Origin of the sequence: Pseudoalteromonas luteoviolacea, assembly GCF_018100925.1 — a bacterium.
GTDB classification, from domain to species: Bacteria; Pseudomonadota; Gammaproteobacteria; order Enterobacterales; family Alteromonadaceae; genus Pseudoalteromonas; species Pseudoalteromonas obscura.
Genome location: NZ_JAGJEH010000018.1, coordinates 1 through 22,621 on the forward strand (window position 1 = coordinate 1; position 22,621 = coordinate 22,621).

19 protein-coding genes are annotated in these 22,621 nt (G+C 44.9%); 6 read left to right on the forward strand and 13 right to left on the reverse strand.

The features are described from left to right. On the forward strand, window positions 1-1,131 hold a 1,131-nt coding region (locus J8M00_RS25605; protein WP_211013226.1), incomplete at its 5' end, for a replication protein A. Between the two features lie 884 nt (window positions 1,132-2,015). Here the strand turns inward: J8M00_RS25605 and J8M00_RS25610 are convergent. After that, a complete protein-coding gene (locus J8M00_RS25610; protein WP_211013227.1) occupies window positions 2,016-2,273 on the reverse strand; it encodes a hypothetical protein in 258 nt (85 codons plus the stop codon). A 479-nt stretch (window positions 2,274-2,752) separates the two neighbouring features. On the opposite strand from J8M00_RS25610, the gene J8M00_RS25615 reads away from it, so the two are divergent. From J8M00_RS25615 to J8M00_RS25630, 4 genes are all read left to right on the forward strand, one after another. Beyond that, window positions 2,753-3,754: a tyrosine-type recombinase/integrase gene (locus J8M00_RS25615; RefSeq protein ID WP_211013228.1), complete on the forward strand. Its 1,002-nt coding sequence runs from the start codon at window positions 2,753-2,755 to the stop codon at window positions 3,752-3,754. A gap of 93 nt (window positions 3,755-3,847) precedes the next feature. Then, window positions 3,848-4,738, forward strand: a complete 891-nt coding sequence (locus J8M00_RS25620) for a DNA replication terminus site-binding protein (protein ID WP_211013229.1) — start codon at window positions 3,848-3,850, stop codon at window positions 4,736-4,738. A 225-nt stretch (window positions 4,739-4,963) separates the two neighbouring features. Continuing rightward, window positions 4,964-5,311: a Rieske (2Fe-2S) protein gene (locus J8M00_RS25625; RefSeq protein ID WP_211013230.1), complete on the forward strand. Its 348-nt coding sequence runs from the start codon at window positions 4,964-4,966 to the stop codon at window positions 5,309-5,311. Window positions 5,312-5,321: 10 nt separating this feature from the next. After that, on the forward strand, window positions 5,322-6,089 hold the full coding sequence (locus tag J8M00_RS25630) for a 4'-phosphopantetheinyl transferase family protein (RefSeq protein WP_211013231.1): 768 nt from the start codon (window positions 5,322-5,324) through the stop codon (window positions 6,087-6,089). Between the two features lie 37 nt (window positions 6,090-6,126). Here J8M00_RS25630 and J8M00_RS25635 read toward each other — a convergent pair whose 3' ends face one another. From J8M00_RS25635 to J8M00_RS25690, 12 genes are all read right to left on the reverse strand, one after another. Then, window positions 6,127-9,216: a YncE family protein gene (locus J8M00_RS25635; protein ID WP_211013232.1), complete on the reverse strand. Its 3,090-nt coding sequence runs from the start codon at window positions 9,214-9,216 to the stop codon at window positions 6,127-6,129. A 99-nt stretch (window positions 9,217-9,315) separates the two neighbouring features. Next, entirely contained in the window at window positions 9,316-9,879 is a 564-nt protein-coding gene (locus tag J8M00_RS25640) for a flavoprotein (RefSeq protein ID WP_211013233.1), read from the reverse strand. Between the two features lie 38 nt (window positions 9,880-9,917). Further along, window positions 9,918-10,379: a group II truncated hemoglobin gene (locus J8M00_RS25645; protein ID WP_247687571.1), complete on the reverse strand. Its 462-nt coding sequence runs from the start codon at window positions 10,377-10,379 to the stop codon at window positions 9,918-9,920. 59 nt (window positions 10,380-10,438) lie between these two features. Beyond that, window positions 10,439-11,323, reverse strand: coding sequence for a GNAT family N-acetyltransferase (locus J8M00_RS25650; protein WP_211013234.1), 885 nt, complete (start codon window positions 11,321-11,323; stop codon window positions 10,439-10,441). A 17-nt stretch (window positions 11,324-11,340) separates the two neighbouring features. Further along, window positions 11,341-12,477, reverse strand: coding sequence for an acyl-CoA dehydrogenase family protein (locus J8M00_RS28650; RefSeq protein ID WP_211013235.1), 1,137 nt, complete (start codon window positions 12,475-12,477; stop codon window positions 11,341-11,343). Window positions 12,478-12,495: 18 nt separating this feature from the next. Continuing rightward, complete coding sequence (locus J8M00_RS25660; RefSeq protein WP_211013236.1) at window positions 12,496-13,239, reverse strand: thioesterase II family protein; 744 nt, start codon at window positions 13,237-13,239, stop codon at window positions 12,496-12,498. After that, a complete protein-coding gene (locus J8M00_RS25665) occupies window positions 13,236-14,861 on the reverse strand; it encodes a GMC family oxidoreductase (protein ID WP_211013237.1) in 1,626 nt (541 codons plus the stop codon). The genes J8M00_RS25660 and J8M00_RS25665 overlap by 4 nt, the downstream gene beginning before the upstream one ends. A gap of 11 nt (window positions 14,862-14,872) precedes the next feature. Next, on the reverse strand, window positions 14,873-18,241 hold the full coding sequence (locus tag J8M00_RS25670; RefSeq protein WP_211013238.1) for a non-ribosomal peptide synthetase: 3,369 nt from the start codon (window positions 18,239-18,241) through the stop codon (window positions 14,873-14,875). A 384-nt stretch (window positions 18,242-18,625) separates the two neighbouring features. Beyond that, window positions 18,626-19,009 (reverse strand): putative quinol monooxygenase, encoded by a 384-nt coding sequence (locus J8M00_RS25675; protein WP_190337413.1) that lies wholly within the window; start codon window positions 19,007-19,009, stop codon window positions 18,626-18,628. Further along, entirely contained in the window at window positions 19,009-20,421 is a 1,413-nt protein-coding gene (locus J8M00_RS25680) for an aromatic ring-hydroxylating oxygenase subunit alpha (RefSeq protein ID WP_211013239.1), read from the reverse strand. Before J8M00_RS25680 ends, J8M00_RS25675 begins: the two co-directional genes overlap by 1 nt. 53 nt (window positions 20,422-20,474) lie before the next feature. Next, on the reverse strand, window positions 20,475-21,269 hold the full coding sequence (locus J8M00_RS25685; RefSeq protein WP_211013240.1) for a phytanoyl-CoA dioxygenase family protein: 795 nt from the start codon (window positions 21,267-21,269) through the stop codon (window positions 20,475-20,477). Between the two features lie 358 nt (window positions 21,270-21,627). Further along, the gene (locus J8M00_RS25690; RefSeq protein ID WP_023402296.1) at window positions 21,628-21,909 is read right to left on the reverse strand and encodes a phosphopantetheine-binding protein; all 282 of its coding nucleotides are present in this window, start codon (window positions 21,907-21,909) and stop codon (window positions 21,628-21,630) included. 324 nt (window positions 21,910-22,233) lie between these two features. Between J8M00_RS25690 and J8M00_RS25695 the strand changes: the two genes are divergently transcribed. Continuing rightward, window positions 22,234-22,428: a hypothetical protein gene (locus J8M00_RS25695; RefSeq protein WP_211013241.1), complete on the forward strand. Its 195-nt coding sequence runs from the start codon at window positions 22,234-22,236 to the stop codon at window positions 22,426-22,428. The last annotated feature ends 193 nt before the right edge of the window (window positions 22,429-22,621 follow it).

The window sequence follows — 22,621 nt, forward strand, 5'->3', positions numbered from 1 at the left end:
ATGAAAACACCAGTAAAGAAAGTATCTTTGAGCAATCTACCTGCTTCCATTAGACGAGATATTGAAACTATCGAAAGTGCACACCAAGTGGAGCAGCTTTCTTTATTTGTTGATTGTAAAACATCCAGTGCAGGCTTAAAAAGCTCCTTAAGCAATACATTTGTTGGCTATGATCTTTGGTCTCGATTTATCAGGCATAAACGTGAGCAGATCCCCGTCAATGCAGCCAGTGATAAGGTTATCATATCTCGTCGTGTCTCTGAAAAAGTGGACAACGTTCTGTATGAAGGTGTACTCGATATATCCCCTGCTTTGATTAAAGGCAAGGATACCGATTTTTTTGCCTGGCCTTCTGACAGAGAAGAAAAGGTAGAGCGCGCATTAGTCAGACTGGGATCTCAAGGGCGTATTGTGAAAATTTCAGGCCGGGTAGGGGAGCGCTATGCAATTGTTTTTACCTTACGCGAGCTTCAATCTGAACTTAAGTCGGTATCACAAACCTTATCAGTGAATGAGATTAAAGAATCCCTTCTAATTCTAAAGGGCGCTGAATTGAGTATGCAGTGTCGAGAAGTGAACGGGGAGTCGGAATCCTATAGCGAGTCGAGAATGAATTATATCAGTAGTATTCATTTTTCGGGCGCTAACGGAAAGTCCACCGTTAAATGTGTGGCCTTTTTAAATGAGGTGATGTCGCAGCAAATTGAAGGCCTGACATATCGAAGCTACTATTTTGACCGTGTACAAAGCTTTAAGCGATCGCTAAGCCGCTGGTTAACATTGCGCCTTTACCAAGTATTTAAATATGCTGCAGTGGGTAAAACATATCACTTTATGCTGGTAAATATGTCTTTAAAGTTTGGCTCGATCACGTCCCAAGAGGATGTCGATAAAAGTCGCCTGACTGCAATAAGGCGTGATATGACCAGCACCATGAAAGATTTGATTGATTCAGATATTATCAACCGCTATACAATTGAAAATGAAAAAGATGATGATGGTAATATCGTCGACTACAAGTATGAAATATATCCAACAGCACGTTTTTGTGAAGAAATTTTGAGCTTAAATAAACAATATAAAGCTCGTTTGGCAAAAGCTGAAAAGTTAGCGGGTATCGAATCGGATTAAGGCACCATTCGGTACTTGGTATCGTACCAAAGAACACCTCATCATCTATTTCATGTGACTATTTTGACTCAGTGGATCAAAACAAACCTTATAGGTTTGATTGTTTGACAATAAATGGGTTTTACAGCCGGCTTGTTTTATATATCACAGTGGGTTCTCTATCAATGTAATTGATAACAAAGGGTAAAGTCATGGCTCAAAGGTCATCTTATAAGCTGCAAGGAAAATTCAGGCAATGACAACCGTGACGACTTTTTATCATTTCAGCACTATTGCATGCTGTATTTGATGCCTGCTCATTGCGTATCCACTTTTGTGACTCTCACAGGATGAAAGTTTTAATACGCTTTTAAACATACCCATCGAACTGCATTTAGTACATTAACAGTGCGTGATTATCAGTCTCACCTATAAATGGCTTTGCCAACCAGAAGGGAAAGATTTGCTCCGCGACTGGGAGCAACCAGGTATATTCAAAAGTTACTCTAGAAAGCGGTCACGAAGATGCAAGCTAACGGTAGCCTAATGATAGGTAATTAGATAAAGGGCCCTAGTCGCAAATTACACCTCAAGAACACATCATACATGTGATTAACGATTAGGGCAAAAGAGGTTACTTAATTTATTTATGATTTTAGATAAAAAGCGAGGGATGTTTCTTCATCAAAGCAGACTATGCAAAGAGCGCTGGGAACCAATAAAAAGTAGTTACCATGCATCTATGATGAAGTAACAAGGCATGACTATAGGGAAAAACGATGAAAAAGTTTAGTAGAAGGTTCGCTTTTTGATATCGAGACTCTAGCTGCTAAGACATCTTGTTGTTACAAATGGCTCTGAGATCGAGTGCATTGAGTCTATAGTGCTGAAGGCTTAATTTAAGCCTACTGGCGATATTGGCCAAATTCATCTTTATAATAGTCTGAGATGGCCTTCATAACTTCAATCTGATCTAACGCAATGGTGACGGCACTTGATAACCTTTTCATCTCACTATCAATATTCGCAGACACATTGATATTGGACTCTCCAACTTCCCAAAACTGGCCGGTGCTCTCAAAGCATTCAACGCTTGATCCCGTAGGTTGACACCCATGCTTTAGTAAGTGAGGAGCTCGGATGAAACTTATATTTTTTGCCAAGTGAGCCGTTTTCCATGATTTGTATTTTACTCGAGATCCCATTAGGGTAAACAACATGTTCTGGATGATGAATTGAAGTACTTGAGGGTGACCAGTAAATAGCTTAAAAAATACATGATGTGGTTTTTGAAGACTTGATCATGCAGGTTAAACACGTCATGAATAAACGAAAGATTTTCCTCATTTTCCTATAAAGCGGATCTGAGGCGTTATATTCAACTTGAATTCGCCAAGTTTACAAAGTTCACAGTTGAACAAATAGCCAACTTTTAAAAATTGGAAGCGTAACGCATTAATAAAGCGGTGTTCAGATTTTACTTTTATCTATCCTATATAGGGAAAATGACAAAATAACATGATTTAACATAATTGATTTACTGCCGTAAATATACATTTACGTTAGTAAATGATATGCAGATCGGCTATAGTAATGTTGTCGTATTAAATAGCCTTAAGCGCCATAAATTATGAGTTATCGTTTGTCACATATACTGGGTATAGCACCTAGTGAGGTAAGTAAAGAGAGCAGTTTACATACTGGTGGGCAGAATTTGATTGTCCGCGATAATGAGTGTCCGATCTATGCGTATATTATGTCGCTTAATTCTGACAAGTCCAAAGAGACCGCTAGACGAGTGCTCATGGCTGTCGCTATGCACCTCGGGTGCGATGATATTTACCATATAAAATGGTCAAAAATAGATAAAAATACAATAAATAACTTATTGATTATTTTGGATAAAGTAGGCCTTTCCCCAGATACAAAATCACTTTACTTGTCGGTAATTAAAAGTGTTTTGAAAGAAGCTTTTTTACTTGGTCAGATCACCTCATTGCACTATGAGCGGGTCAAAAGTGTGAAGAGGTCCATGGGATCAAGGATTAAAAAACATCAGTTGATCAGCGAACAAAACTTTCGACAGTTATTGCAGCAGGTTGATGAGGTAAAGCAGCCCACTGCGACTTGTTTACGGGACAAGGCCATTTTTCATTTGTTGATAGGATGTGGTTTGCGACGTTTTGAGTTGTCAGGGTTACAGTTGGCACAAATCAATCATGAGACGCAGCATCTTATTGTGGTGGGTAAAGGTAACAAAGAGCGTGAAATAAAACTACATAATATTACTTATCTTGCGCTAAAAGCCTGGCTAAATATTCATCCATATCGCAACGGCCCTGTGTTTATCAGGTTGACCAAAAGTGGCAAACCTTACTATAAAATGTCCGATACACCGGGCCTATCAGGCCATGCAATCTATAACTTATGTAAGAAGTATGGATTGATCTCGGCAGCACAGCGTATCCCACCCCATTCATTGAGAAGGTCATATGCTACCTGGTTGTATAACAATGGCGCTGATCTAAAAGTAATTTCTGTTTTGCTGGGCCATTCATCGCTCAAAACCACAGAAATTTACATTAAGCATACTCAGGATGATATCGATCAGGCCGTCGATGCCAATTTATTTAGTTCATTTTGATGTTTAGTTAAGCAGTTTAAAATTTAGCTGCATTGCTGCGTTATACTATCGAATAAATAAAGGGTATGATGTAGTACAAAAATAAGTGAAAGCATGCAAAAAGTAGCCGTTATACGAAAAATTCGCGCTGATCTGCACTATTTACAAGTGCACATTGGAGAGGCGTTAACACTCTTAAAAGATGCCCAGCTACAACCATGCTCAGCTGTTTATGAGTTGCCAAGATTAACACAAGAAAACATTGCAGAGCATGCTCCCACAATTTTGCCCAACCCCCTGTTTAATGAGCAAGCCCGCCAACGTTTTCTCCATCATGCATTGGACTTTACACTCAAAGGTAATCACCCTGGGGTTATGGCACGTCGCTTACCAGGTTGTCTATGCTTTAGTACTCCTCACGATCAGGAGTTGAGAGAGCGAGTTGCACACGTAAATCAACTAAAAAGTGAATTCGATACGTTCATTCAGCATCATGCCGGCAAAAACCCCGATCAGAGATTTGAACTTGTATCACAGGCAGTACCATTATTGATCCGCAAAGCCGTTTCTAGAAACTTATTGCTCGCCCCACAAGACACTTTTAGCTTATCTTATAGCTGGTCACATTCAACCAGCCGAAGTGCGATACAACCAAGGCAGTATTGGCATGAAAAACTGGATAGGACCTTGCAATCAAAACTGTCCGATGTGAATGCAAGTAATTGGGTAAAAATGATAGAGCAAGAAAAGAAAGCATTGGCAAACGCCAATGACAGCGAATATTTTCGCACAATAAGGCCACTTCGCATCACCCCAATTGTCAATCTTAAATACAACCGAGGTCAAAATGGGGAATTCAACAAAACCACCATGATTGCCCACTCACCTGTGATTGTCTTAAATGATCGGCCTAAATTATCACCACTCAAACCCTATACAGGCAAGCGCATCAGAGATGCCAGAGCGGGCCCGGTCATTGCTCGCTTACATCTGTATCGCGCCTAGAAACCGCTTTTGATGAGTAATATCTCTCATGATTTTAACAACTTGAATGTAGCATTAGGTAAGGGATTACGCTATGCTGGAGTCTATCGCTCGCAGTCCCCCTAAGTATGATGTCAGCCTTTAAACAGGCCGCTCTCACGACATCTAATATACATACGCCATGTATTTTGCAATGAGTGATTGTTCTGACAAGAACCAGACATTAAGTATTGGAAGGATGAAACCATGACATTAGCTCAAGGACGCTATCATATAGCCACAACAGAAGACCAGCTCAAAGAAGGAAAGAGCATGGCACTTAAAATCAATGGGTACAATGTTCTATTGTGCAAATTCGAAGGTCAATATTACGCGTTTAAAAATAGCTGCCCCCACCAAAGCCGGCCAATGACAAATGCCAAAGTCAAAGCTGGAAAACTGATCTGTCCGTTGCATGGGGCGAAATTTAACTTATCAGATGGCGCATCTTTGGGATCGCTCACCAAGCGTCCACTCACAAGTTATGATATCCTGGTCGAAAACAACGAAGTACATATCAAGCTCCCGTGTGAAATAGAAACCGTTTCCTGCTAATGGGCTCGGTATGACTCCACATCATCCGGTACTACCGCTTTGGATTGCAAAAGATGAGCAGATCACGTGTCCTGAGTTATTAGACCAATATAAATTAATGCTCAGTGATGAAGAGCGAGCACACTACTTGCGGTTCATCTACGATGGCCATCGGCATCAATATTTAGTTACCCGCGCACTCGTTAGATGCACTTTATCCCGATACTGCCCAGATATTGCGCCACATCAATGGCAGTTCAAAAAGAGTCGCTTTGGCAAACCAGCCATTGTGAACCGTCTCAATGCACCGCTTTACTTTAACCTATCCCATACCAAAGGGGCTGTGGTGTTGGCTGTAAATTATGTAGGTGAAGTAGGGGTAGACATTGAGTGGATACAAAGGCGAGAGAAAATCACTGATATCGCGACGCGTTACTTTACACAACACGAAATTAAAACCTTGCAAGCCATGGACCCCGTAACGCAGCGCCATCACTTTTATCAGCTATGGACGTTAAAAGAGGCATATATTAAAGCGTGCGGGCAGGGGATGTCGCTCCCCCTAAATCAGTTTTATTTTCAATTTTTAAAACAGCGTATTCATGTATGTCATACCAAACCAAGCTCCTTGGTAAGCGAAAATTATCATTTTTTGCAGTTTCAAATGGGCACAGAGTATCAAGGTGCCTTGGCCATCCAGTGCACAACTGGTGACTTTTCTTCTCCCGCTATACAGTGTAGACATGTCGTACCATTGCGCACGGAGCAAAACGATACACACATAGAATTGAGCCGTTGATAGGGCCATAACGACTATGCGTTATGACCCTATCTGTTTAATGCCCCCAACGAAACCAATCGAAGCCATCTGGTAGACCATCGGTATCTCTATCAATTCCGATCCGATAACCCGATCCCGGCGGCACTGCTGTGAAAGTCACAGGCCCATGGCACAATCTAAATACTAGGCCAAGTGTCAGTAGTGGGAACCCTCTGTCAGAGGTAAATAAGCCGTACTGATTATACAAAAAACCTCGCGGCTTGCCGTGCACTAAGCACTTTGCCACCACATCAGCTTCGACCGTTTCACCACCGAGTGTTTTAGAGACAAACTTTTCTCTGGCTCGTTTGAGTAGTAGCTTAACCCGCTCAAAGCCTGTATCTGTATAGTGGTTGAGTGTGATCTGCTGCCCCACAATCGGTGCCAAGTCCCCAGGAAAAACGAACATATATTGTTCCGTGTCTAGTCGCTGTTGTGTCGTTTGAAATCCAGTGCCTTTGCCTGAATCAAAGAAACGACTGGAGCCAAAAAAGTTCCCGATAGTATCAACACCACCGTCTTTCAAAAAGCCAAACCCTTTGATCTGATCGCCTTTGAAGTCAAATACACTGGGGTCGGGTACCGTGTGCATATTCACATCTTCATTGGGCACAATGCCAAATGCACCTACCCGATTTGCCAAGTTGCGCAAGTGGGGGATCTTCAATATTTGCGGATCCTCTATGTTCTGCCTGCCATTGGTGCCAAAAAAACCTTTTTCTGGTTCCAATGCGTGACATCCTTCACAACTAAACCCACCGACAAAGTCCATCCCAGTAGATTGATTCAGTAAAATATTATCTAACTCGGACAAAAATACCGCGCGTCGTGTGACTGTTATCTCTGTACCATCAGGCATGGTGACATCTTCTTTGAGGCCAAAAAAGAAGTCTCTGCCATTTTGTTGTGATGGCGTTAGGCTATTGTCTAGGTTTCTAACCGGGTTTGGTGGCATAAAAAGTGCCTTTGTAAATGCCCAAAACTCCAGCATTTGCGATTTTGACAGCGGCTCGGCCATGCCATTGACTGATGCATAACTCGGGGCAAAATTTATAAATGAAAGCGCTTCGTCAAACGCATCATCCAAAGTAGGATTGTCGGGATCTGCGGTGAATACACCATTGAGTTTATCACCTCGCCAATGCATGGCGCCATGTGTACTGATCCCTCTTAACGTCTGTGTCAATAGAGGTCCTTTAAGTGGGTGGAATTGGTTGACCTCCGCGTCACCGTTGAGTGCAGCTAAGCGTTCAGCACCCACGGGATCAAAAGAGGACGCAAACTCAAAAAATTCACGTAAATTAATCGGCAATGAGCTGTTTTTAACGCGCTCATTTGGATCCCCTAAATCCCATGCTATAAAGTCGTGATCACCAAAAATATGGCAACTCGCACACGATGCCTCTCCATTACTTGAGGTCAGTTTGGCATCGTATAAATAGGGGCGCCCCTTTACGATGGACTCAGGCTCAGGATTAAACAGTGTGACGTGATCAACTTCTTGCTTGGTTCTAGTATCCACCACTGAAACACCATTATCAAAGCGCGTATAGACATATAGAGTTTTATCGTTATCAGCCAGCACCAGCCCACCTGGACCACCTGCCGAGAGCTGAATGTGCGACGCCTCACTGGGAACAAAAGTATCATTTTCGAGCGCTGTGGTATTAAATGTGCCAATCGCCTGAGAGCCAAATGCAGCCACATATAACATCTGTCCATCTTGGCTAACGACCATTTCCAAAGGAGTGGACAGACTACTAGCCTTCACCTCAGCGGGGGCGACAGGCTGATTATAGTCAATGTGCTTATTGAGGTGACGAGGGATAACATTATTGCCACCTTGATCATGTTCATCCGCCGATGTGATCACAGTAATTCTCGACTCTGCAATATGTCCTCGCAGCGATTTGCCATTATAGCCCTCGCCAGTATAGCGTTTCATATTTTGCGCCTCGGTATTGCTCACGTAAAGCACATCCGTACGCGGGTTCACAGCCATATTGAATAACGTCGTGCCCACAGATTGATGGAATGCTACCTCCTGTAAATCCAGCGCATCTATGACAAAAACATCTTTGTCCGGCAGATGCATACGTACACCATTGCTCCAGTTTCTTCCCTGCGCATCGACAAACTGGCCTGTATTGAGGTCATTATCAGCCGGTCCTGCATTAGGGTCAAACTGTACTATCAAACTGGTTTCTGGTGCTTTGAACCCTTCAAAGTTTTCAGCAGGCGCAGGCAACCCTCCGGGTAAAACGCCTTTGCCAGCAGCGTTGACGGGACCATTTGGTGACGCTTGTCCATCCAGTGTTTCACAGGGTGCTGCATGTTCAAAGCCATTACAAATAGTGAAATTATTCACGAGGGCAGTTCTATTGTGTGAAAAATGCGCAGCCATATAGACGCGTTTTCCATCATTACTGACCGCCAATGCACGGGGAGAGTCCGAGAAAAAAGACATTATTTTTAGTGGCTTACCACCCAGTTCGGCACCCAATTGATGACTGTCAAACACCCAAACATCAGCGCGCCCGACGCCCGGTGTTGTCAACTGTGGATCGCCGGCACCTGGTACACTGGCAATGCTCGAGTGGGTTCGGTGTTGGCCTCGATGTGCCGTCGCAACAAATAACCTCGGACTGGCGGGACCACTGCCGTCAGGGTCTGTGACGACAATGTCACGAGGTTCATCACCGACCAGAAGTGTCTTACTAACAAACGCGCTTGCAGGGTTTCGCACGTTCACGACACTGACACTGTCCGAAAGGTGGTTAGCAACAAACACAATGTCATTGCTTAAAACCGCCACGGCAACGGGCTCCATCCCCACCATGACTGAGCCAAGTAGTCGGGGCGTGGTATAGGTAATATCAAAAATTTCCAAACGGTTATCTGGAATGTTAGTCACAAACAAACGTTTGCCATCAGGGGATATCGCTAAAGGTCGAACCGGACCACTTTCAAACCCGATAAAGTCTGGTTTATTGGTGTTGGGTGTACTCAACGCTGTTGTTGGGAACAGCAGGCTCATCATCAGCAGGCAATACCACTGCCAATGCGCATATATGCTTTGTCGTTTATCTCTTCTCGCTTGGTACATACCTTCACACCTTCTAATTATTGTTGTTGTGAAAGCCAACTGGAGAAACACGCAACACCCAGTTGACCTGTTTTCGCTTTAATACCTTGGCGCGCTTTGTTAACTTCCAATGTTGTCGCGTAAAATGGCGATCACATCCTCTGGGCTTGGAAAAGAAGGGTGTCCCACCATACGTGCCAGCGATACATCAAAGTTTTCGTGCCAAACCGGCTCGACCACTTGATAACCATCTTCTCGCAATTGCTGCACATTTCTGCGTACAGCGGGCTTTTCCCACATACTGGCCCCCATCACTGGAAAAAACAGCACGGGATAAGTTGCAGCCATAATAATGGTGGCGAGTCGATTAGGAGCACTGCCCGTTGCCACAGCTGCTAAGGTGTTAGCAGTCGCAGGCATCACGGCCACAATGTCATGATCAGCAATGATCCTAGAAGGTTTATCCGTTGGCCAATCTTCAGGCTTTTCACCACTGATCACCCGATCTGCGAACAGTGCGATGGTGGTCGCCGGAATAAAAACCTCGGCTGATTTAGTCATCAATACCGTTAAAGTACAATCTATGTTGGCTTTAATTGTTTGCAAATACTTAGGAAGTAAAACGATATCCACGGATCCAGAGACGCCTATCAGGATACGCGCTTTCTTTTTATGTTCGTCCATCTTTTTCTACCAATAATTAGTGTAATTTAGGTTAATACTTACTCGGTCCCCGGAGGCGCTTCTCCCCATCCCCACCGCGGCACGGTTTCTCGTTTTGAGGGGGGCGCATCCGGTTGCGAATTAGCCAGTGCTCGTCGAGAGCCCCATTCGATGTATGCTACAAAAGCGGAACGAAACTCGGGATCGTCTGGCAGCTCAATTTCATCGGCTGTTTGCAACATCAGTGCAACCCAGCGTTCTCGCTGCTCCGGCTGGATCTTTCTCCCTCGATGCCTTCGGATCATAGTTTTAAAGCCACCGCGCTCTTCGGTATAAATCGAAGTGCCGCCGAGTACCTCTTCAAACCACATTGCAACATGAGTGTGATGGTCATCTGCCATATGTTGGAAAAGCGGCTGCAACAAGTCATCTTGCTTCACTTTTTCATAAAATTTTTCTAATAGGGTGGCCACGGCTTCCCGTCCCCCCATCCATTCAAATAATGTCGGCTGTTGTGTCATTATTTTTCTCTTTATTCGGGCGTGATTATGTCTAATCAATGGCGCATAAGGCGCTATGATCAGCCGAGTTCCAATGATGCAATGGCTTGAATTTTGTGCTTTTCACCTTGTGGCTCTGTGCCTCTGTACATGCGGAATGTATGAAATATCTCCTCATACCCTAACGCTTTTAAGGTGTTGATAAAACCAAGATCCAACGTCGGTGCATCAATTGTTACCTGTGTGCCAAGTGGCACCTGTGCCATCGCCACAGCGAACAGCTTCTCGCCGACCGCTTGATTTTCGGCATAGAGAGGACCCAATCGGTAACCATCTGTGGAGCGGCGGATCCCGACCACACCTAAGACCCCATCACCAGACTCTATTAAAAAGCCGTGACGCCCCTCTCCGCTGAACCAGTTTTGCAATAGCGCAGCACGTGAATAGCCAGTAATTTTCGCATCAAATTCAATGACCGCTTCGATATTGTCAGCCGTAATATTTTGCACGCCTTGCGGTGCATCAACTTGTTGGTTATGCACCCCAACCAACCTCGAAGTTTCATAGTGAGTGACAAACCCGCCTTTTTTGTAATTTTCTTCCTGTTCAGGCATGCCATCAAGCCCAACTGAGCGCTTGTCACAGTGATGAAATGCATCGTAACTCAAACGCAACCCATACCCTTTACCACGGGCACCAGGTGCAACTAAATAAAACCCAGCATAGGCATACTCATCACTATAATTAACAACGGATACCGAAGCGACCGGCTCTCCATTCACATAGCCCAAGTAAAAGCCCTGATCATCAATGTTAAAAAAGCACTCGGTATCACCTAGACCCAAATCCCACTTTTCAGCGAGCGCCCATTCATTAACAATTTGCCACTCTTCCAAAGTCGCAGGTTTTGACGTCCACGACTGGTGGTCCTGTGTTAATTTATAACTATCTAATTTTTCGCTCATTATTCTCTCCAAATTTGCTAAAGGCCAATCGACTTTCCAATTACTTCTTGCAACACTTCACTGGTGCCACCATAGATTTTCTGCACTCTGCTATTTACCCAATGCTTCCCCATGCTGGAGTCACTCATGTAACCCGATGCGCCGTGCAATTGCATGCACTGCTCAGCCACTTTGACCTGCAAATTGGTTGTCCATAACTTGGCGCGTGCCGCGTCATCGACATTGAGTTTTTTGCGATTAAACTTGTCAATCGCATCATTGAGATAGATCCGGGCAATCTTGACTTCGGTATCTAAATTGGCGAGTGTGAACTTATTGTGTTGCAAAGAGCCTATAGGTTGACCAAATGCAATACGGTTTTTGCTGTATTCCAGCGTCTCTTTTAATATGGTTTCAGCGGTGGCCACTGCTACTGACGAAATACTTAAACGCTCTCGGGTCATGGCCGTCATAAAATAATAGCTGCCCATGTTTTCACGGCCGATTAGGTTGTCTGCAGGCACATGACAATCCTCAAAATAAAGCGCGGCAGTGTCACTGGCATGCCATCCTAACTTCTTCAACGCGGCACCTCGTGTAAAGCCACTCAAACCTCGTTCAAGGGCCAATAAGCTCAGTCCTTGACCGCGTTGGCCGCTGCCCGTTTGTACCGCGGTTACAACAATGTCAGCGTTGACGCCATTGGTAATATACGCCTTGCTCCCATTGACCACATATTTTTCTCCGTCGCGCACTGCTGTGGTCTTTATTTCTGTTGAGTCAGATCCGCCCCCAGGTTCAGTGGTGGCAATCGCAGCGACTTTTTCACCACTACACAGCGCTGGCAGCCAACGTTTTTTTTGTTGCTCTGTGCCATGCGCGTTGATGTAACTGGCCAAAACATCGTTGTGAGAAATAATGATAGGTGCTGTCAGTCCAGCGCTGATCAGCTCTTCTGTCAGTATAACAGTATGAGAGATGCCCTTGCGACCTTGACCACCATACTCAGGATCAATCTCCATACCAAGTAACCCTGCTTCACCCATTTTTTTCCAAAATGAGCGGTCCACTAATCCCTGTTGTTCCCACTGCGCTTGATAGGGCACAGCTTCTCGTTGCAAAAAGTCTCGGCAGTATTCTCTAAACTCATTGTGCGATTCGATATCTTTACTCACTGCTATCCCCTCGGTTCCCTAACATACCGGTTGCTCAGACACTAACCCTTGCAACATTTCTCGCTCCACCACATCCCAATTGTCATAAATTGCAAAATGGTCGCCAGCCACTTCCACGTGTTTTGTTTTGCCAGTGGAGTGCTCCTGCCAAGCGAAGACATCCCGCTCTGGCACATCAAAGTCTTTTGACGCGGTAATAAGGGTTAGTGGCTGTTTAACTCGCATGTGTTTTAACGCGCCAAACTGACTTTTCACTGTGTAGTCACTGCGAAGCTGCTTGATCAGTCGGTTGGCGATCAAAGGCTGGTTCAGTACCGCCTCGGGCGTGCCTTTATCTCTTCTGATTTTTTCCAAGATCGCCTCATCGCTTAGCAAATGCAGGTTTTCCTGTTCTTGCACGCAGGGGGCAGGCGAAGCAGAAATGATACTAAATGTCGGTCTCATCCCGTATTTACGCTCTAGCAATTGGTTTACCGCCATGCTGATCACGCCACCAAAGCTATGCCCAAATGTGATCCAATCCTGACACTGATCTTGTGCACTGACATAGTGCAAATGTAACGCATCGGCGAGTTTATTTACTAACTCGTCCAACTCTTGAATGTGTGCCTCTCCACCTAATGCGCCTCTACCTGGGATCTCAATCGCTTTGAACAACAGCTGAGACTGTTCCTGCGCATATTTACTCCACGCGTTATATACCGCAGCCCCCGCCCCCAAGTGCGGAAATGCGTACACAACTCTTTTTTTATCCACACTCATTGTAGTGCTCCTACTTTTAAACTATTGGCGATCCGCTCCGCTACCATAATGGTGGTTAAATTGGTCGGCATCGACGGGACACGTGGGAACAGCGAGGTATCGGCGACCGTGATCCCTTCAAGACCATGAAGCTTGCCCTGTTCGTCAGCGGCTGTGCCCGCTTGACCGGGCTCGCCCATACACACAGTGCCTGAGGCATGCCAACCAGGGTTTACGAGGTTTTTCATCGCATTGTGCATAACAACATCATTGTTGATCATGGAGTCGGACCAGATAGGAATGTCCTCTAGACAGTCAGCAAGTTTCTCGTGTCGTATCACCGACCAAATCTTTCTCACTCCACCTATCAAACGCTTTATATCTTCATCGTGTTGGCGAATAGGAAAATCTATCACAGGGCTGGTTTTTGCACATGGCGTTTCAATAAACACCCGGCCGCGTGCCTGAGGCCGCATCAACATCACCGAGGCGCCCACAAGCATGGTGTCTTCCCCTTGTTGACTAAATCTCGGTACCGTTTTGCTACTCACATTGTTGAGCAGGCCAATTTGCACATCAATTTGGCTGTCATGACCACTGGGTAATCGGGCAGCGACCTGTCGCCATGGCGAACCAGTGGTGCATAGCGCTTGTTTGGGCTTGGCCCACAACACTACGGCACTGTGATCTTGTAAGTTGCCCCCTACAGCAGGTAAATCTGCTACCACAGGGATCCCGAGCTTGTCTAAGTGAGTTGCATCCCCCACGCCTGAACGCTGTAAAATTGCCGCGCTGCCAATCGCGCCAGCACAGAGCACCACATGTTTCGCCTGTAGTTCACGCGCTGAGTTGCCTTGTAGTACCCTAACCCCAGTCGCTTTGTTTCCCGAAAACTGCACATGAGAAACCATAACATCGGTTAAAACATGGAGGTTTTTCCGACCACGCATAGGTTCAAGATACGAGCGATACACATCCAGTCGCTCAGCTTCGTGACCAACATTGGAAGGGACCAATCCCACACTCGTTTGCTCACCGTGGTTTAAATCTTCAGTATAGGGAATGTGATGTTCTTGACAGATCTGAGAGAAGAGCACATCCAATGGGTGCAGTTCAGCCTCAGAGGGCCGCCGGATCCGCAAGTAGCCATCTTTACCATGGCGGTCGGTGTCGCCAAAATCTGCATCCGCTTCTAAATGATCAAACCAGGGTTTTACTTTATCCCATTGCCAGTTTGGACAGCCCAGTTTAGCCCATGTATCAAAGTCACTGGGAAACCCGCGCAGCGCCACAGCGCCATTGACCGCTGATGAACCGCCCATCACTTTGCCCGCTTTGTAGCCAAATAATTTATCCGGCGCACGCTTGCCCGGTTTCGCGGGCGCCTCAGGCTGTTCTGATAAGAAGCGATTACTGCCACTGAGGTTCGCTTCATAATCCCAATTATACCCATCCAAAACCAATTGAGAGGCATCTCTTAGTGGGCTATTTTCCTCATTTGCATCCGAGTCCTGACCTGCCTCAATTAATAGCACCGAGACCTGCTCATCTTCAGACAATCGAGCAGCCATGACACATCCGGCCGTTCCGCCCCCAATAACAATGTAATCAAAAACTTGATTATGTACTTCATCGCTGTACATTGACGCTTTCCTTATTCTACTTCGGTCTCGTGGTCCTTGTGGATGAGTTGGGCAAAATATTGAATATTTGAGTTCATAAATAGCCCTTCCACGATCTCTTGTTCGGTATCAGTATTGATGCCAAATTGCTCTCTGATCGTGCCTATTAACGCCACAGCATGTAATGAGTCTCCACCAATATCAAAAAAGCCGCTGGTCACATCGACCGAATCATGCTGAAGCTGCTTGATCCAGATATCAAGCAGTGCAGCTTCGATTTCATTGCCCGCTTGCACACTCTGCTCCGCCTCGTTGTCCAGATCTTGCCAAGGGCTAGGCAGTTCGTTGTGACTTATTTTTCCGTTGCTGGTAAGTGGCATCGCATCCAACACAATATAATAAGACGGGATCATATAGTTGGGGAGTTCACGCTGGGCGAGGTTTCGCAACTGGGTTTGCAGCGCGTCATGATCTAACTCAGCTTGAGGCTTATCAGAAACAATCCATGCGACGATGTGCCTCTGTCCTGTTCTTGGGTGTGCTGGCGCCCCCACCACGACATGGCTAATGTGTTCATGATCCAATAAACATACTTCAACTTCACCAAGTTCAACTCGATAGCCGTTGATCTTAACTTGATTGTCTTCTCGTCCTAAAATCTCAATGTACCCATCGGCGATGTATTTTCCTAAGTCACCAGTTTTATACAAGCGCTCTCCCGTTACAGGGTGGTCAAAAAAGCGCTGGGCAGTTTTTTCTTTATCGCCAAGATACCCTTGTGCAACCCCTTCACCGGCAATGTACAGCTCACCTGTCACCCAACGCGGGCAGTGAGACAGCCACTCGTTTAATACATGGAAACGTTGGTTTGCCAATGGCTTGCCGTAAGGAATACTCGACCATTTGTCATCAACGGCTTGAATAGGGTAGAAAATAGACCAAATGGAGCCTTCGGTTGCGCCGCCCAAACTGATGACTTCACAGTGCGGCAATACTTCTTTGATGCGGTCGGGCAAATCAACCGGGATCCAGTCACCGCTCATCAATACCAACCTGAGTTTTGACTGAGATAAATTGTGGGTATTTTTGTCTACCAATGCTTTCATTGGTGCCGGAACACTATTCCAAATTGTCACGTCATGCGCGACCAACTCTTCATACCACAAAAGCGGATCTTGTGCCGATTCAGGCTTGCCAAAGACGACCCGTCCTCCGGCACCGAGCACACCAAAATAATCGTATACAGATAAATCAAATCCAGCAGGGGCTACGGAGAGTACCGCATCATCGCTGCTAACATTAAAGCGACGATTAATATCTATTACCGTATTGGCGGCGTTGCGATGGGAGATCATCACGCCTTTGGGCTCTCCGGTGGACCCTGATGTGAAGATCACATACGCCAAATCATCCAGCTCGGGAACGGGGTGTGATACTGTTGATGCAGTCTGCGTAGCGTCATATCCGAATAAGTCACAGTGCGGGACATCGCTGATCTGCGTAAAATCAGCTAGGGTATTTGTGTCTCCAACCACCCCTTTGGCATCACAGCGCTCTAGTAATTTCACTTTTCTGGCACTGGGTAGATTAGGGTCTATCGCCACATAAGCGGCTCCCGATAACAAAACACCGACTATCGCAATGACCAGATCTGGGCCTTGTTGCTGAGTGACGGCCACTATATCATTGGCGCAGATATTAACATTGCGACCGATCTGATTGGCAATCCACTGTGCTTTGTTGAGCAGCTCTGAGTAAGTGACTTGGCGATCACCTTGTACCAAGGCAACCTGATCAGGGTATTTGTGCGCTGCGTTTAGCACTAAATCTTGTAGTAAAGTCGGGTTGAGCGCTATCTCCGTGTCATTTGCTTGTTGTCGTGCTCTGGCATCCTGCTCAGGTAAATCAACAACCTCACCTTGCTTATCAAGCAATTTTGCATCGCTGGCACAGGCATTTAACAACGTCAGATACGCTTCTTGCATCTCTTGGATCATGCCATCTGGGAATAACTCTTCAACATAGTTCCAATTTATCGTTACTTGCCCTTGTTCATAGGTAAGCTGATTTTCTAACCACAGCTGCGGCGTTGTATTACTCATATACCGACTGTGAATACCAGGCCAAGAAGGGCTTTTCACGACTTCTTGTAGGTCATAGTCGAGTGTATTACTAAATACCACAGGGAATGATGCCGCGCGATTTGATTGACTTTGCTTGGTCAGTGCTCTTAGCACCTTGATGCTATTGTGGGACGAGTGCAGGCGATTGCTGATGATGGATGATTGTAAGGCCAATAATCGCTGGGAAAATGTCTCGCTTTTTCCTCCCTCGACAGGCAACAACACAGGTTGTAAAAAGTTACCCACCGTGTGTTCTACACCTTCAAAATAGGGGCGACGACTCATTTGGGTCACGGTCAGGGTGAAGTTCTGTGCCTTTGACCACTGACGAACCACCTCTGCATAGGCGCCAAGAAATAAAGTTTCGAGTGTCATTCCGCCGTTGTGTGCAACGACTCGTAGTTGCTCAATGAGCGTTGCTGGCAAAGATTTAGACAAGCGACAAAACTGTGGTTGAGACAGTAAACTAGGTGCCTTTTTTAACGGCATTTCAGGTGCTTGTGGCAATTTATTGAGTTTGTCTTCCCAGTATGCCACATCTTTTCGACCTTGCGCTTCATCAGTGAGTAATGCTTCACAATTTAAGTAATCACTGAAGCTAGGCCGTGATTGCGTGGCCACAGTGCCATTTTGATAATGGTCAAACCAATCTTGTAGCACGAGATATACGCTGTGCATATCGACAAAAATTAAATCAAAATAGATTGCCAGGCGAACTAGGCCCGTGTCTAGACGAATGGCCTTGATCACAAAAGAAGGGGCTTTATCTAAAGGTAATAATGTAGTCTCTAACTCATGGCGATGTGCGGCCAATGCAGCTTGCTGCTCCTGTTTTTCCAAGCCTGATACATCCAGTGTTTCAATTTGGTAGGGCGACACCTGTTCGAGCACTTTTTGTTGGCCATCACCGCTTAGTACTGCGCGTAACATTGGGTGCAGTGAGATCACATGATTGAGAGAAGCTGTTAATGCGTCAATGTCCGCATCTTCAACATCAATCTCAATATAAAAACTGCTAGAGCGGCCTCCTAGCTCAACGCCTGGATTTCGACCGATCACATAAGCATATTGAATATCTGACAAACTAAAAGGAATTGTGCTGTCAGTGCTGACATGCCCTTTCAGGTGCGCTTCATCTAACGGTAACTTTCCCTCTAATAATGCACGTACTTGCTGTGCAAATAGAGCCGTATTACCATCGGTTAATTCGGGAGCAGAGCTCAAGTGGATTTCACTATTTTTTAATTGAATTCGTTGCTTAAATGCATCCATGTTCATAATATAACTTCGCACCAATAAAGATTATCTTGTTCATTTTGAGTAAACGTTGACGGCCTATCTACTCACACCAGTAAAGCATTAGCTAACAAATTTTTGCGCTCACCACTTGGCATCGCTGCCAGTGTTCACATCCATATTGCTGAAGCAGAGGATACTGCCACTACATCCATCTTATCTGTACGCGCCTAGACAACACGGTGCTCGCATATAAAAAAGCACCTGCTCTGTTAAACGACAACTAACTAAGCTTTGTTTAAAGTGGGAACCCCCACTTATCAAAGTTTTCACTTTATAAAAAGGCTATCTAAAGTAGCGGACATCGGTACCCCACCTTTGCTGTATGCCATAACATGTGTAGCCGTCTTATCCGCCCACCTCGCCTTAACTCGTCGGTTCCAATACCTTACGAAAACCGCATCGGGTCTCATAATAAATCGGGTTCAAAAAAGCCAGTGGCCCTCTGAGTTTATCTAATTCACTTTTTGGACCATGTACCTCATAGCGAAATATTGTCGCCAAATGCATTGCCTGGCGATTTAACTCATCAATATTTTGCAAATGCGCCAAGACGCCTTCTGCATCTTCATAGCACTCTTGGCAGTGGCCCTTGTTACCATCAAAAGAAAAAATATAATGCATACATTTAGGTTCATTGGCCGTCTTGGCAATGAACTTGTCACAGTATTCTAAAAATTCAGCCACATGTTTATCTGGGATCTCAAAATAAGGCTTTGTAGACACACATGTTTCATTGTTGACCAGCATTACTCGCCTCCTAGCTCTTTATTCATGTACAGGTTCAATGCATGGTGAAAGTGCTTGATCCGCGACTCATGATAGTCACTTAGATACACTTCCTGATCTGGCCCTGATAGCAAGCCGCCATGCATGTTCTCAATATTCACCATATCTTGGTCGTACACATGGCCTAGCCAATCTTCCAAGACGCCAGCTTCTTCATAGGTATCACCTGCAGCCATATGAACGGTTTCCACAGCGGGAGATTCAACTTCGCTTTTCGGCTTATCTTCAAGAAAGAAGATATCGAAAATACATTGGCTGTGATCATTTTTATTCGGCCTAAAGCGTAAAATAATCGGCAGCGTGATCCCACGGAACAAGATGATATTAGGAAACAAGGTATACTGCAGCACATCCAGAGCCTCAGCATCGGACAGATGCATATGGTCTTTGCCCGTTTTTAACGTATGCTGGGCGCGCATGATATCTGCCATATATTGCCGAGCCGTTACCCCTTGACCTAACTGAGGCGGCGGCGTATCAGGGTTGCCAAGATGCACATTGTAATGGAAGTGGTCCATGATCTCCTGCTCGGTCAGCTTTTCTCGGCCTTCACTGACCTGCAGCCCCACGGCGTGAAAGCTTCTCGATATATGGCGGACACCCGGAAATGTATCATATTGCAATATATCGCTCAGATGCGCCCATGTATGACCATGGGTCTCTTGGGCATGCAACCCTTCCATAAAGGACTCCATGACGGTTTTCCAATTTGCAGGTAACACTTGTTGACTATGTTTTACAACAACTTGCTCGCCGTAAAAATTATTGGCAAGCTGCTCAGGTAAAATCTCTAAATAGGATTTAAGTGACTCGGCATCTGGGTCCATATTAATGAATACGAACCCATCCCACACATCGACACGCACTTCTAGCAGTGGCATCGACTTCTTTTCGATTTTGGAAAAGTCCCACTCATATGGAATTTCAGTTAATTCCCCCTCTAGAGACCAAGTGAAACCATGATAGGGGCATCTGATACATTGCACACTGGTGTTATGCTCAACCAGTTTACGTCCACGATGGCGACAGGAGTTATAATATGCCTTGATAACCTTGGTCTCACTCAAGCTTTGCGGCTCATCGTCTGACACACGCACAACTATCAAGGATAGATGGCCAATCTCATAGACATAGGTATCCCCCTCTTCAGGGATATCTTCGACACGACACGCCATTTGCCAAACGCGTGACCAAACTTTTTTCATCTCCAAATCATGGTATTCAGCTTCGGTATAACGGGCTTTAGAAATAGAGTGAAAATCATATTGCGCCGAAGAGTGCATATGCATATCCTCCGGCGGGGCTATTTTATCGGTTGCGATCACATCCTGATAACTTGTGTATTTGCCGTTTTTTGGTGCCAATTTATTCATGTTGCAACTCTGGATCCTTGCTAATTCTGATAGTAATAAAAAGGTGTCATGGATTAATACCCACCAGGATAACGCCGCTCGGGATCCCGAGGGTAGTGACCAAGGTATTTTCCAAACTGCCTATACCCAAGTAACTGCTTAGTTCTCAGTGGTAACTTCTCGACTGTTTCTGGTGCAAGCGACAAGTACGGGTTTTCAGCTTGCCTTAACCAACCCAGGCTATACATGGTGGCTAGCGCACTGCGCGAGTGAAGACTGTCATTACTGCCTCCACCGTGATATGTGCTGCCCAAATAAACAACCGCAGACCCTTTGCTCATCACCGCAGAACAGGCTTGATCATACGTCGGCTCATTGTGAATACTGCGATTATTTTTCACCACCAAGGTTGCACCATTGTCATGGGTAAACTCATCCAAAGCGACTAAGCAACTAAACATCAAGTTCATACCCTGCATTTGGATTGGATATTGTACGTCATCTCGATGTATTGCTTGCTTGTCTTCGCCGGGAAATATTTCGATACCTACTGACTTATCTATCTGATAATAGTCGCAGTGTGGTAGCAATATGTTATCCGCGATCTCAAGGACCCGAGGGTGACTACACACCTCAATTGCTTTATTTGAGTACTCAAACAGCCTCAGGGCCCTGCGGGTTTTAAACCCATAGAACTTGGAATTGGCCTTGCCATGAAATGCATCATACGCTGGTTCGATTTCGGCTTTTAATTGCTCGGCTTCATCATCACTGATCAACTTTTCAAGAATAACCGCGCCATCTTTTAAAAGTGCAGTAATGACCCTCTCTATTGGTGCGTTATCATCAAACGACTGCAAACTATCCATGAGTTTTCTCCAAAACTTCTGACCGATAACACCACTTAATGCGCTATGCCTAACTACCTGTTAGTGCGCACTCAGCGGCTGTGTAACAGTATTGAAAATATGTCAGCCGTTTGCATGCTCTAACAGCTTTCAGTCGCGCAAAAACACAGCGATTGCGCACAACAGCAGATCATATTATTTATAATTGGCCTATCTAAAATAACCATTCATACACTTAACTTGTGGGGTCCACAAGTTACTATTCTTTCCCGCATCTAGCAGACACAGGTAACCGCACTGGCATAGGGTATACGCATACGGGTAGAGTTGTGTTTATAAATTTCTTTTAGATATCACTTCTTAGAACGACAAAGTAGCATTAAGCAAATTCAGCTTCAACTAGCTTAGATACCGCTTTTACAAAGCCTTCGAATACAAAGAGGTCTGCTGCTGACTCATCGCCTTCATTAACCCGTCCCATCCATTCACCAATGGGAATACGAATACTATATTTCTCATCAATTAAATAGCACACATCCATAAAGTCCATGCTTTCTATGCCCAAGTCTGAAAACAGATTGGTCGTTGGCGTGATCTCTTCACTATCGATATTGCAGACTTCAGAGAAAGTACTCTGAACAAACTGGTATATTCCTTCCATTAACTTCGCATCCTCGAAAAATCAATTTATGATATGTCTCAAATTATGATATGTCATTGAACATGACATTCTGATACTAACCCAATAAAAGATTCGGCTCAAGTCACTCTTGCACACGAAAAATGAATGCAGATCACCCTATACACCTTCTACAAATTGAAACAATTCCTATATAGGATAAATGATTGCTTACCAACCGGGAAAATGTGAAAAAATTTACTTTCCTGTAGATAAGCACCTAATGGATATGATAGATTGATTTTCAACCTGTTATAAAATATATAATTTTAACAGGGGATAACAGACGAAGGAATAGACGTGGTTATGAATACAAAAAAAGCAATAATATTGGCCTTTGAAGCGGGTTACCAGTTAGGGTATTCGGATTCAAACAACGGCATACACATTAAGCTAGAAAAAGTGGTAGAACGCTTTATGAATAGTGAATTTGAGCCAGCATTATCTTCACCAAATGATATGTCGCGCTTTGCTGAGTTAGAAATGGCCAGTGATAAATAGTTAATTTGTAAATAACTATTTACGTCTCATCTGTGCTTATCCTCAATTGTCATCAACTCACAGCCATACCGTGCACACGGTATTCATTCCTTCACCATCACAGACCCTGTCCGTGATTTTTCACGTATACCTTACGTGATCTTGTTTTAAGCTGCGCCTCTGGGCCCAGCTTGCAGAGCTCAGAACCTTTTAC

Coding starts and splice junctions, on each gene's coding strand:
- J8M00_RS25620 (WP_211013229.1), top strand. CDS start 3,848: ATGCAAAAAGTAGCCGTTATACGAAAAATTCGCGCTGATCTGCACTAT.
- J8M00_RS25625 (WP_211013230.1), top strand. CDS start 4,964: ATGACATTAGCTCAAGGACGCTATCATATAGCCACAACAGAAGACCAG.
- J8M00_RS25630 (WP_211013231.1), top strand. CDS start 5,322: ATGACTCCACATCATCCGGTACTACCGCTTTGGATTGCAAAAGATGAG.
- J8M00_RS25635 (WP_211013232.1), bottom strand. CDS start 9,216: ATGTACCAAGCGAGAAGAGATAAACGACAAAGCATATATGCGCATTGG.
- J8M00_RS25640 (WP_211013233.1), bottom strand. CDS start 9,879: ATGGACGAACATAAAAAGAAAGCGCGTATCCTGATAGGCGTCTCTGGA.
- J8M00_RS25645 (WP_247687571.1), bottom strand. CDS start 10,379: ATGACACAACAGCCGACATTATTTGAATGGATGGGGGGACGGGAAGCC.
- J8M00_RS25650 (WP_211013234.1), bottom strand. CDS start 11,323: ATGAGCGAAAAATTAGATAGTTATAAATTAACACAGGACCACCAGTCG.
- J8M00_RS25660 (WP_211013236.1), bottom strand. CDS start 13,239: ATGAGTGTGGATAAAAAAAGAGTTGTGTACGCATTTCCGCACTTGGGG.
- J8M00_RS25665 (WP_211013237.1), bottom strand. CDS start 14,861: ATGTACAGCGATGAAGTACATAATCAAGTTTTTGATTACATTGTTATT.
- J8M00_RS25670 (WP_211013238.1), bottom strand. CDS start 18,241: ATGAACATGGATGCATTTAAGCAACGAATTCAATTAAAAAATAGTGAA.
- J8M00_RS25675 (WP_190337413.1), bottom strand. CDS start 19,009: ATGCTGGTCAACAATGAAACATGTGTGTCTACAAAGCCTTATTTTGAG.
- J8M00_RS25680 (WP_211013239.1), bottom strand. CDS start 20,421: ATGAATAAATTGGCACCAAAAAACGGCAAATACACAAGTTATCAGGAT.
- J8M00_RS25685 (WP_211013240.1), bottom strand. CDS start 21,269: ATGGATAGTTTGCAGTCGTTTGATGATAACGCACCAATAGAGAGGGTC.
- J8M00_RS25690 (WP_023402296.1), bottom strand. CDS start 21,909: ATGGAAGGAATATACCAGTTTGTTCAGAGTACTTTCTCTGAAGTCTGC.
- J8M00_RS25695 (WP_211013241.1), top strand. CDS start 22,234: ATGAATACAAAAAAAGCAATAATATTGGCCTTTGAAGCGGGTTACCAG.